The organism is Pelosinus baikalensis (assembly GCF_020819555.1).
Lineage (GTDB): Bacteria > Bacillota > Negativicutes > DSM-13327 > DSM-13327 > Pelosinus > Pelosinus baikalensis.
This window is the reverse complement of record NZ_JAJHJB010000047.1, coordinates 20,859-32,736: the sequence shown is the minus strand read 5'-3', so window position 1 is coordinate 32,736 and position 11,878 is coordinate 20,859. Positions and strand designations below refer to the sequence as shown.

At 42.5% G+C, this 11,878-nt stretch carries 9 protein-coding genes; 2 read left to right on the top strand and 7 right to left on the bottom strand.

Annotated elements, in window-relative coordinates:
* Positions 1 to 97: 97 nt before the first annotated feature.
* Positions 98 to 406: a zinc-ribbon domain containing protein gene (locus LMF89_RS22035; protein ID WP_007930319.1), complete on the bottom strand. Its 309-nt coding sequence runs from the start codon at positions 404 to 406 to the stop codon at positions 98 to 100.
* Between the two features lie 314 nt (positions 407 to 720).
* Here LMF89_RS22035 and LMF89_RS22030 point away from each other — a divergent pair, with 314 nt between their 5' ends.
* Positions 721 to 1,260, top strand: a complete 540-nt coding sequence (locus LMF89_RS22030; protein ID WP_229536966.1) for a DUF3231 family protein — start codon at positions 721 to 723, stop codon at positions 1,258 to 1,260.
* A gap of 233 nt (positions 1,261 to 1,493) precedes the next feature.
* Here LMF89_RS22030 and rd read toward each other — a convergent pair whose 3' ends face one another.
* The 4 genes from rd to uvrC all read right to left on the bottom strand — a co-directional run bounded on the left by rd (position 1,494) and on the right by uvrC (position 5,129).
* Positions 1,494 to 1,655 (bottom strand): rubredoxin, encoded by a 162-nt coding sequence (gene rd / locus LMF89_RS22025; RefSeq protein ID WP_007930315.1) that lies wholly within the window; start codon positions 1,653 to 1,655, stop codon positions 1,494 to 1,496.
* 97 nt (positions 1,656 to 1,752) lie between these two features.
* Positions 1,753 to 2,514, bottom strand: coding sequence for a TPM domain-containing protein (locus LMF89_RS22020; protein WP_229536965.1), 762 nt, complete (start codon positions 2,512 to 2,514; stop codon positions 1,753 to 1,755).
* A 175-nt stretch (positions 2,515 to 2,689) separates the two neighbouring features.
* On the bottom strand, positions 2,690 to 3,244 hold the full coding sequence (locus tag LMF89_RS22015) for a LemA family protein (RefSeq protein WP_229536964.1): 555 nt from the start codon (positions 3,242 to 3,244) through the stop codon (positions 2,690 to 2,692).
* A gap of 82 nt (positions 3,245 to 3,326) precedes the next feature.
* Entirely contained in the window at positions 3,327 to 5,129 is a 1,803-nt protein-coding gene (uvrC, locus tag LMF89_RS22010; protein WP_229536963.1) for an excinuclease ABC subunit UvrC, read from the bottom strand.
* 221 nt (positions 5,130 to 5,350) lie between these two features.
* Between uvrC and LMF89_RS22005 the strand changes: the two genes are divergently transcribed.
* Positions 5,351 to 6,733, top strand: coding sequence for an acetyl-CoA carboxylase biotin carboxylase subunit (locus LMF89_RS22005; protein WP_229536962.1), 1,383 nt, complete (start codon positions 5,351 to 5,353; stop codon positions 6,731 to 6,733).
* A gap of 146 nt (positions 6,734 to 6,879) precedes the next feature.
* Here LMF89_RS22005 and uvrA read toward each other — a convergent pair whose 3' ends face one another.
* Together uvrA and uvrB are read right to left on the bottom strand one after the other, a co-directional pair.
* Positions 6,880 to 9,714: an excinuclease ABC subunit UvrA gene (gene uvrA, locus LMF89_RS22000; RefSeq protein WP_229536961.1), complete on the bottom strand. Its 2,835-nt coding sequence runs from the start codon at positions 9,712 to 9,714 to the stop codon at positions 6,880 to 6,882.
* A 64-nt stretch (positions 9,715 to 9,778) separates the two neighbouring features.
* Positions 9,779 to 11,839 (bottom strand): excinuclease ABC subunit UvrB, encoded by a 2,061-nt coding sequence (gene uvrB / locus LMF89_RS21995; protein ID WP_229536960.1) that lies wholly within the window; start codon positions 11,837 to 11,839, stop codon positions 9,779 to 9,781.
* Positions 11,840 to 11,878 lie beyond the last annotated feature (39 nt).

Here is an 11,878-nt window from a genome sequence, read left to right as displayed (position 1 = left end):
CCGTATCGGACTTTCACCGACTAGTAAGCGCCCATGCTGGGCGCACCTAAAAAAAACCCTTCTACAATTGCAGAAGGGCTGATTTGTTATTTAGATATTAACGACCGCTGTTTTTGCTGAAGCAATCGCGGCAATATACAGGACGATCGCTGCTTGGACGGAAAGGCACTTGTGTTTCTACACCGCAAGCTGCACAGGTTACATCATGCATTTCGCGTTGTGGACGAGCGCCACCACGGTTAAAGCTGCTACCGCCATTATTTCTTTGTTTACGAGCTGCACGACATTGTGGGCAACGGCCAGGCTCGTTAGTGAAGCCTTTTTCGTTATAGAATTCTTGTTCTGAAGCTGAGAACACGAATTCTGCGCCACATTCGCGGCATGCTAAAGTTTTGTCTTGAACCATTGTAATAGTCCCCCTCAAATTTTCTGGCCCAAATTGGTATAGGGTTCACTACTGTCCTTACCAAAAACCTACTTGAGAAGGATATATAATGGAATCTCACTAGACCTATGTACTTGGGCTCTACTATAAGTATACTATTATTTTTTTAAAAGTAAAGTTTTTTCTATAAATTTCTCTCTATTTTTTTATATTATTTCCTTTTTCTGATAAATATTGGGAGTTGTATTTTTAATAGTATGCATGAAGCAGAAAAAAGCTGTACATACTATTTTTGATTACAATAACCTAAAATTTCTATAGGGAGGCTAATTTACATGACGATCCTAGACAAAGTAAGTTCAGAGACTCGTGGTATCTTTAACATGTTTTTTGACAAAGAACCTCTTAACTATTTAGAAGCAGCTGGATTATATGGAATCATTGCCCAAGGCCGCTATAATGTCGCTGCCCTTGAGGTTCTTTATAATCATGCCCAAGATCATGATTTAAAAGCATTAATTAAGGAAGCAATTGACAGACAAAGCAAAGTGATTATCGAGCATTCCGAAGATCTGCTGCAAGAAAGCGGTGGTCGAATCCCAACTTTATCCTTCAGTCAACGTACTTTGCACAAAGACTCTTTAAACATTCCCACAGATGCTCATCTAACGGATAGCGAAGTTGCCATCGCTGTCGGCACCATGGGTAAAGCAGCGCAAATGGCCTTATTAGCCGCCCTGCACCAATCTTACCAAATCGAAGTCGCATTAATGTATCGCAGAATGCTAGATGCCGGTCTCGAGTGGGATTATCGTCTTTTGCAGCTTATGTTACAACGCGGCTGGCTCCCCAGACTGGCTAAAATCGAACATTAAAAAGAAACGCTGACGCATCCCTTTAAACTTATAAAAACAATCGAACCACAAAGACGCAAAGGACACAAAGGGTCTACTTATAACTTACTTTGTGCACTCCTTTGTGTGCCGCATCAGCGGCATTGCGCCTTTGTGGTTCATATATTTTATATTATTTCACCTAAAACTTATAAATTCTATAACAAAAAACCTCCCAGAATGCTGGAAGGTTTTTTATTATATTCGTTCTTTTATTATGCTTGTTTTTCGAATTGGTCTTTGCCAACTCCACACAATGGACAGACCCAATCTTCAGGGATATCTTCAAATTTAGTGCCAGGGGCGATACCGCTATCTGGATCACCAGCTTCTTCATCGTACTCATAGCCGCAAACTACACAAACCCATTTTTCCATATTTAATCGCTCCTTTTTCTTGTAAATTTAGTTAATCTGTTACCATTTTACCATATTTATAAAAATTAGCAACTACTATCCATTATCCAAGTGTCATTTACCACCTGCGGCTGGAACCGCCGCCTCCGCCAGAGCCGCCGCCAAAACCGCCACCGCCTCCTCCGCCGCCACCGCGTCGGGACAAAACGGACAACAGCATATAAGTTATGGCTCCGCCAAAAAATAGCCAATCCATCATAAGCAGTAAGATAACCCCAACAGCAATAGCAATTTTCGCCCACCAAGGAAGTGCATCCCACCCTCCTTCTTGACTGGCAGCTTGTGCCTGCTGTACAGGTTTTGCATCGGTTTTAAGTTCGAGCTTATATTCTTTTGCTACTTCCGTGGCAACTGTCAGATAGCCATTTAAAATGCCTTTGTCATAATCGCCCTGTTGAAAATAAGGAATCATATAATTATCTTGAATACGCCCAGTCTTAGCATCTGGCAGTGCACCTTCCAGGCCATAGCCAACTTCAATGCGTGACTGTTTATCGTCCACAGCTACTAAAATAAGAACTCCATTATTGAGGGTTTTATCACCCACACCCCACTGCCTGAGAACTTCTAAAGAATACTCCTCCAAAGGTGCTCCCTCTAGTGTTTTAGTGGTCATGACCACAATTTGAGCCTTTGTTTTAGCAGCAAGCTGGCTTCCTAAATTATTGATCCGGGACTTTGTTTCTGGACTTACTACGCCAGCATAATCCTGAATGTAAATGCTATTTGTCGGAGCTGGCGGTACTTGCGGCTGTGCCCAGGCTACTGCAGCGATCAACAGATATGCCACAAACACAATCCAGGCTAGCCTCTTTTTCATATTCTTCCCTCGCTTAATACGATAATGGTAAGAAAAACGCTGCGCGTCCTATAAAACATGTAAAATAAATCGAACCACAAAGACGCAAAAGACACAAAGGGTTTTATTTATTTTCTTGTGCATTCCTTTGTGTGCCGCATCAGCGGCATTGTGCCTTTGTGGTTCATTTCTTTATTTAAAACTTCACTTGAGGTACTTGCTGTGCGCCTTCTGCTGCTTTGAAGTATTCTTTTGCCCCAAAGCCTAACATTCCTGCATAAATATTTGATGGGAACGTACGGATTTTTGAGTTGTATATCTGCACTGCATCATTATAATCTTTACGTGCTACTGCAATGCGATTTTCAGTACCAGCCAATTCATCAGCCAGCTGTCTAAAGTTCTGATCCGCTTTAAGGTTCGGATAGTTTTCTGCGATGACCAATAATCTGGAAAGTGCACCGCCTAGTTCGTTATTTGCTTCTGCTTTAGCAGCAACCCCTTGACTTCCGGCAAGTTTTGCTCTTGCATCTGCTACTGCTTTAATGGCTGCTTGTTCATGCTGCGCATATCCGGATACAGTCGCATTTAAATTCGGAATTAAATCGGCCCGACGCTGCAGCTGATTTTCTACTTGGCTCCACTTGCCATTTATCGCTTCGTCCATATTAACTAAAGCATTATAGCCAGAGAATGCGCCTATCACCAGCACTGCAACTAGAGCAAGCACAATCCACACTGTTTTGTTCATATTATTGAATCCTCCTTAACATTATGTTACTTACATTCTATCCAACTTTACAGGAAATGAACAGTACAATTTTTTCCAACTATTAATGTCCTTGCTGGCGGAAAAAATTATATACGGCTTGTGCCGCTGGAAAAGTCATAGTGCTTACTGCTGCCATTTCCTCAACCGTAGCTGCTTTCATTTTAGCCAAACTGCCAAAATGATCCCATAATGCTTTACGCCGTTTCCCGCCAATCCCTGCAACATGATCGAGAACTGACACCATATTTCGTTTAGAGCGGAGCTTTCGGTGATAGGTTACAGCAAAACGGTGGGCTTCATCCCGAATACGTTGAATCAGATATAAAGCTTGTGAATGCCGGGGCAAAATCAAAGGCTCACTATCACCTTCACGGAAAATATGCTCAAATTCTTTTGCCAGGCCAATAACAGGAACCTGCAGCCAGCCAGCACCACGGATGATTTCTAAAGCAGAGCTTAATTGTCCTTTACCACCATCAATGATGATTAAATCAGGGGGCGGCTGCCCTCCTTGGGCATATCGCCTGCTTACTACCTCCTGCATGGATTTAAAATCATCTGGTTTTCCTTCCACTGTCAACAATTTATAACGACGATACTCTTCTTTCTTCGGCATACCACTTTCAAATACCACCATCGATGCCACCGTCTCTGATCCTTGAATATGGGAAATATCAAAGCACTCCATGCGTTCTGGAGGACCATCTAACCCTAAATATCTTCCCAGATCAGCTAACGCTCCTTCTGTTTGCTCAGAATGCGCCTTTAACTTTCCTTCTTGCTCTTGAAGCACTAGGGCTGCATTGCCGTCTGCCATGGTGACAATATCTTTTTTCGTACCTCGTTTGGGTGTTTCCACAGCCACTCGACTGCCCTTTAACTGGCTTAACCATTCCCCTAACAAGGACTGCTCTTCGATGTGCATCGGCAATAAGATTTCTTTCGGAATAAATGTACTTTGGCTATAATACTGTTTGAGAAAAGCGGCTAGAACCGCCTCATCCTCTTCCTGGTCACTGCCTGCTAACAAGAAATGATCCCGCCCTACCATTTTTCCGCTTCTAATAAAGAATACCTGAGCACAAGTTCCTAACGCAGAGCGAGCTAAGCCAATGGCATCTTGATCCCCTGCCCCTGTAACAATATTTTGTTTTTCCCTGACTTTTTCCACTGCAGCCAATTGATCCCTGAGCTTTGCTGCTTGTTCAAAGGCCAGTTCCTGGGCTGCAACCTCCATTTTCTTCTTCAGGCTTTGCACTACAGTATCACTGCGGCCTTCCAGCAGTAGACAAACTTCTTTTATCATACCTTGATACGTTACCGCATCTACAAAGCCAGCACAAGGCGCTAAACATCGCTTAATATGATATTCCAAACAAGGACGTCTGGCATCTAATATTCTGCAGCTGCGCAAAGGAAATAATTTACGCATTAATTTGATGGTTTCATGAACCGCTCCTGCACTGGTATAGGGACCAAAATAACGGGCACCATCTTTTTGTACTCTTCGGGTAGCATATAAACGAGGAAACTGTTCATTTATCGTTACCTTTATATAAGGATAGGTTTTGTCATCCCGCAAACTAATATTATACTTTGGACGATGTTTTTTAATTAAATTGCATTCTAAGATTAAAGCCTCAATTTCCGAAGCTGTAACAATATATTCCAGATTGGCAATCCGCGAAACCATGGACTGCACTTTGGGAGAATGATTACGGCTGGATTGAAAATAAGAGCGTACACGGTTCTTCAGTACTACAGCTTTGCCTACATAAATAATACGATCCTGGGCATCCTTCATTAAATAAACACCTGGCTGATCCGGCAAATGGCTTAATTTCTCGATTAATTCATCATTCATATTACTAAAATACTCCTTTGGAAAATAATATCTCATTGCCAAAAGACTAAAAGTATGAGATAATTGTAACATACTTTTAGTACCAGCTAATAATTTTTTTTAAAAGGTTCAATGTATACATGCAATAAACTCATTGTCGATTTAAATGTTATATACTATAATTAAGTCCATTAACGTTCAAAATATTTCACTTGATATTTGCAAATGGGAGGTCGCTATTGATGTTCAAAAGAATACTCATCGCCAATCGTGGTGAAATTGCCGTTAGAATCATTCGAGCCTGTCAGGAACTAGATATTGAAACAGTTGCTGTATATTCAGATGTTGACGCCGAAGCCCTACATGTCCAACTGGCCGACTATGCGTATAACATCGGACCTGCAGATGCAATGAAAAGTTACCTAAATATGGATGCCATCATTATGGCTGCTAAAGCTTCAAAATCAGAAGCCATTCATCCAGGATACGGCTTTTTGTCAGAGAATGCTGATTTTGCCGAGAAAGTTACGAAAGCAGGCTTGATCTTTATCGGACCTAGTGCCGAAATCATCCGCCAAGTAGGAAATAAAGATGCAGCTCGTGCGGCCATGAAGGCAGCTGGTCTGCCTATGACAATAGGTAGTGAACCGATTGTCAATAATGAACATGCCTGTAATTTAGCCGGTGAAATTGGCTATCCAGTCATTTTAAAGCCAGTATCTGGCGGCGGCGGCAAGTCTATGTATGTTGCCAATAGCCAATTAGAACTAATCAGTGCCTTAAACAAGGTTGATGTAACACGCAGTCCTTTTTACTTGGAAACTTATATTTCTGAAGCACGACACATAGAAGTACAAATCATGGCAGATACCTATGGCAATGTCCTTCACGTAGGTGAACGAGAATGTTCCATACAGCGCCGTAATCAAAAGGTACTCGAAGAATCCCCATCCAGTGCCTTAACCCCTGAAATGCGTACCACTGTTGGAGCAATGGCTATTCGCGCCGCCAAAAGCATTTATTATACCAATGTAGGAACAGTAGAATTCTTATTGGATGTGAAAACAGGCAAGTTCTATTTCATGGAGATTAATCCTCGTATTCAAGTAGAACATGCTGTAACAGAAATGGTTACGGGTATTGATTTAGTTCGTCGACAAATCCGGATTGCTGCGGGTGAACCTTTAAACAAAAAACAAGAAGACATTTTGTTTATCGGTCATGCCATTGAATGCCGCATTAACGCCGAAGATCCAGAACAGTGTTTTATTCCTTCTCCTGGTCATATTGACTTTTACCACGAAGCAGGCGGTCCAAGGGTTCGAGTCGATAGCGGTGTATGTGCCGGTATGACAGTACAGCCCCATTATGATTCCATGGTTGCAAAAGTCATTGCCCACGGACGTACCAGAGGGGATGCTATTAAAATTATGCGCAGAGCCTTGGCGGAATACCGCATTTCTGGCATTAAAACCAATATTAGCTTTCAACAGGAAATCTTAAATAACCCTCATTTCTGCAGCGGCAATATTGATACTCAATTCGTTTACAAACGTATGACTCCCATTCAAGAAGTAGAATGTGAAATTGACAGTGAAAATAAAAAATACTATTCCCAAGGGTAGGCGCTATGCCTACTCTTTTTTATACCAAAATTTATAATTATTATGAACCACAAAGACGCAATGCCGCTATCGCGGCACACAAAGTAGCTACGAAGGAATTTTACCATTTTTCCTTTGTGTCCTTTGCGCCTTTGTGGTTCCTTTTTTTACTCCCGTATTCCTCTTTTCAGAATTGGCGCTAGAAATTGTCCTGTGTAGGAAGCCTTGACCTTTACGATATCTTCCGGAGTTCCTTTGGCAACAATGGTACCACCGCGGCTGCCGCCTTCTGGCCCTAGGTCAATTACATAATCCGCAGTCTTAATGACATCCAGATTATGCTCAATCACTACAACAGTGTCCCCTCCATCGACCAAACGCTGCAGCACGGTAAGCAGGCGGTGAATATCAGCAGTATGCAAACCGGTGGTTGGCTCATCGAGAATATAGAGTGTCTTACCGGTACTGCGTCTTGCCAATTCCGTCGCTAATTTAATCCGCTGAGCTTCTCCTCCAGAAAGGGTCGTGGCAGGTTGTCCTAATTTAATATATCCTAAACCAACATCCTGTAAAATTTGCAGTTTACGCTGAATTTTGGGGAGGTTTTGGAAAAATTCTACTCCTTCATCCACCACCATATCCAACACCTGAGAAATACTCTTCCCTTTATAACGAACCTCTAGGGTTTCCCGATTATAGCGAGCCCCTTTACACACTTCACAAGGAACATATACGTCAGGTAAAAAATGCATTTCGATCTTAATAATCCCATCACCGCGGCAGGCCTCGCATCGTCCGCCTTTTACATTAAAACTGAAGCGTCCAGGCTTATATCCCCGCATTTTGGCTTCCTGGGTTTGGCTGAATACTTCGCGAATGACATCAAATAAGCCTGTGTACGTAGCGGGATTGGAGCGAGGGGTACGACCGATGGGCGACTGATCAATCTCAATAATTTTATCAATATATTCTACACCACGAATATCATCATGAGCACCAGGCCGAATCTTAGTACCTCGATACACCCGTCCTGCCAGCCCTTTGTATAAAATCTCATTTACCAGGGTACTCTTGCCTGAGCCAGATACACCTGTCACAGCAGTAAACACACCTAAAGGAAATTTCACTGTTAATTTTTTCAGATTGTTTTCTTTCGCTCCCACTACTTCCAGCCATTTTCCATTGGGTTTACGCCGCACAGCAGGTACCGGGATATACTTACTCCCCTTCAAATACTGCCCTGTGATGGATTCTGAACAAGCCTTGATCTCTTCTACTGTTCCTTGAACTACCACTTGTCCGCCATGAGCACCAGCAGCCGGACCAATATCAATGATGTGATCGGCTTCATACATGGTATCCTCATCATGCTCAACTACCAGCAGGCTATTGCCTACATCCCGTAAATGCTTCAAGGTCGTTAACAGACGGTTATTATCCCGCTGATGTAAACCAATGCTTGGTTCATCCAGTATATACAGTACCCCTACCAGCCCGGAGCCAATCTGAGTAGCCAGCCGTATGCGCTGGGCTTCTCCTCCCGATAAGGTACCTGCGGCCCGACTGAGAGTCAAATAATCTAATCCCACATTCAGCAAAAATCCCAATCGAGCATGAATCTCTTTTAGAATTTGGTGAGCAATGGCTTTCTCTCTATCTGTTAAATCTAAATTAGAAAAGAAATCCTGGGTTTCTGCAATGGTTCCCGCCGTTACCTCATAGATATTTTTACCGCCGATCTTAACAGACAAGGTTTCTGGTTTTAATCTTGCTCCCTTACATGTGGGGCAAGGTTTAGAACTCATATATTCTTCAATATCTTCTCGGGACCAATCAGATACCGTTTCCCGATACCGACGATTTAATAATGGGATTACACCTTCAAAAACAGCGTGATAAGTTTTTGTTTCCCCATACATATTATCATATTCAAAATCAAACTGTTCTACACCTGAACCTGTCATAATAATTTCTTGCACTTGTGAAGATAAGTTTTCCCAGGTGTCATGTAGAGAGTAATTATATTTATCCAGTACCGCTTCTAACTGGCACATAAAATAGGAATTTATGTTTTTACTCAAAGGAGTAATGGCTCCATCAATAAGAGCCTTGTTAGTATCAGGGACAATTAAAGAGCGGTCCACTTCCATATTGTTTCCTAAGCCTGTACAATCCGGGCACGCACCAAAAGGGCTATTGAAGGAAAACATCCGGGGCGCAATTTCAGGCAGACTAATGCCGCAATCGATACAAGCAAAATTCTGACTGAAGATTCGTTCCTGATCTCCTATTATATCCACATTCACCACACCTTCTCCCAAGGTGAGAGCTGTCTCCAGAGAATCAGCCAGTCGTTGATTGATTCCTTCTCGAAGAACAATCCGATCTACCACCACTTCAATCGTGTGCTTTTTATTTTTTTCTAACTTGATTTCATCTGCCACATCACGAATTTCCCCATCAACTCGTACTCGGACATATCCATTCTTACGAATATCTTCCAGAACTTTTTGATGCTCGCCTTTTTTCCCTCGCACAACTCCAGCAATAAGCATCAGACGAGTCCCCTCAGGCAAAACCACTAACTGATCAACCATCTGCTCAATGGTTTGCTGGGTAATGGGCTTACCGCATTTCGGACAATGAGGGCGGCCTGCTCTGGCAAACAACAGACGCAAGTAGTCATAGATTTCTGTTACTGTCCCAACTGTGGAACGAGGATTACGGCTGGTTGTTTTCTGATCAATGGAAATGGCAGGAGACAGCCCTTCAATATAATCCACATCCGGCTTGTCCATCTGCCCCAAAAACTGACGAGCATAAGCAGACAAAGATTCCACATAACGCCGCTGCCCTTCCGCATAAATGGTATCAAAGGCTAAAGAAGATTTACCTGACCCGCTTAACCCTGTAATGACAACTAGCTCATTACGCGGAATCTCAATATCAATATTTTTCAAATTGTGCTGTCTTGCACCCTTAATAATAATCTTTTCTTTCATTGGTATATCCTTTCTGTAACATAAATACAAATAAAATTTAATCGAACCACAAAGACGGTATTCACTACTTTTTCTTTTTACTTCTAGGGCTTTTTTCTTTTACTGCTTTTCCCACCCGATCTTTTAGCTCAACGATCATATCTCTGAATTCGGCGGCGCGTTCAAATTCCAGTTGTTTGGAGGCAAGGCGCATTTCCTTTTCTAGATTGCCGATCAGGTCTAACATTTCACTCTGGCTCATATTACCTAAGCGGTCAGTTCGATACAGTTCAGGGCTTTCAGCCACTTTTGTCGTTTCAATCAGCTCTTTAACCCGCTTTTGAATAGTGGTGGGAGTAATTCCGTATTCCTCGTTATACGCCATCTGTATATCTCGGCGGCGATCCGTTTCTTCCATGGCTCGTGCCATGGATTTGGTAATCACATCAGCATACATAATAACCCGCCCATTCACATTACGCGCTGCTCTGCCGATGGTCTGAATCAAGGAAGTATCAGACCGCAAAAATCCCTCTTTATCCGCATCCAAAATGGCGACTAACGTAACCTCCGGCAAATCTAATCCTTCTCGCAAAAGATTGATGCCGATGAGTACATCAAACACACCCGCTCTTAAGTCACGAATAATTTCGCCTCGTTCAATGGTCACAATATCGGAATGCAGATACCGTACACGAATCCCCATTTCTTTTAGAAATTCTGTAAGATTTTCTGCCATTTTTTTCGTTAGGGTCGTAATCAGCACTCTCTCATTTGCAGCAGCCCGTAATTTGATTTCACCAAGCAAGTCGTCCATTTGTCCCTTAATGGGACGTACTTCCACTTCAGGGTCGATGAGACCCGTAGGACGAATCACCTGCTGCGCGACTTGGCTGGCTTCCCCCAGCTCATAGGCACTAGGAGTAGCAGATACATAGACAATCTGATTAATACGCTCTGTAAACTCTAAAAAGGTCAAGGGCCTATTATCAAAAGCTGATGGCAAACGAAAGCCATTTTCTATTAAGGATGCTTTACGAGCCCGATCTCCTGCATACATGGCACGAAGCTGGGGCAGCATTACATGAGATTCGTCAATCACGATTAAAAAATCTTCAGGAAAATAATCAATTAAGGTATAGGGAGAATCCCCTGGATTTCGTCCCGTCAAATGTCTGGAATAATTTTCAATTCCCGAACAATATCCCATTTCCTGCATCATTTCCAGGTCATACTTGGTACGCTGCTCCAATCGCTGGGCTTCTACCAATTTCCCATTTGCCTTGAATGCCGCCAGCTGTACTTCCAGTTCTGCCTCAATATCCACTACGGATCGCAGCATATTTTCTCGTGACGTTACATAGTGAGATGCAGGATATATAGCAATATGTTTGCGCTCTGCCAAGATTTCTCCTGTAAGCGTGTCAATCTCTAAAATTCGTTCAATTTCATCACCAAATAATTCTACTCGTATGGCTCTTTCTCCATAGGCGGCGGGAAAGATTTCAACTACATCTCCTCGCACTCTGAATTTCCCGCGAACAAAATTAATATCATTGCGTTCATACTGAATCGCTACTAATTTTCGCAAGATTTCATCTCGGTCTTTGGTTTGCCCTTGGCGAAGAGATAACACGAGACCATGATACTCATCAGGAGATCCTAGTCCATAAATACAAGATACACTGGCTACAATAATCACATCACGGCGCTCAAATAAAGAACTGGTCGCGGAGTGACGCAATTTATCAATTTCATCATTGATAGAAGAATCTTTTTCAATATAGGTATCCGTATGAGCAATATACGCCTCTGGCTGATAATAATCATAATAACTTACAAAATATTCTACAGCATTATGAGGAAAAAATTCTTTGAACTCACTGGCAAGCTGAGCTGCCAATGTCTTGTTATGAGCGATTACCAAGGTTGGCTTCTGCACTTCTTCAATCAATTTTGCAATGGTAAAGGTCTTGCCTGTCCCCGTCGCTCCCAGTAGAACCTGCGACTTTTGCCCTGCTATAATACCATCTTTCAGCTTATGAATTGCAGTCGGCTGATCCCCCATTGGTACGAAAGGAGCTTCCACCTTAAAAGGAATTCCGCCTTCATGGTATACCGTATTCAGTTTAGGAACCGTTGCCATAAACATCACCAGTCTTTACAAATATTCATTAGAACGTAT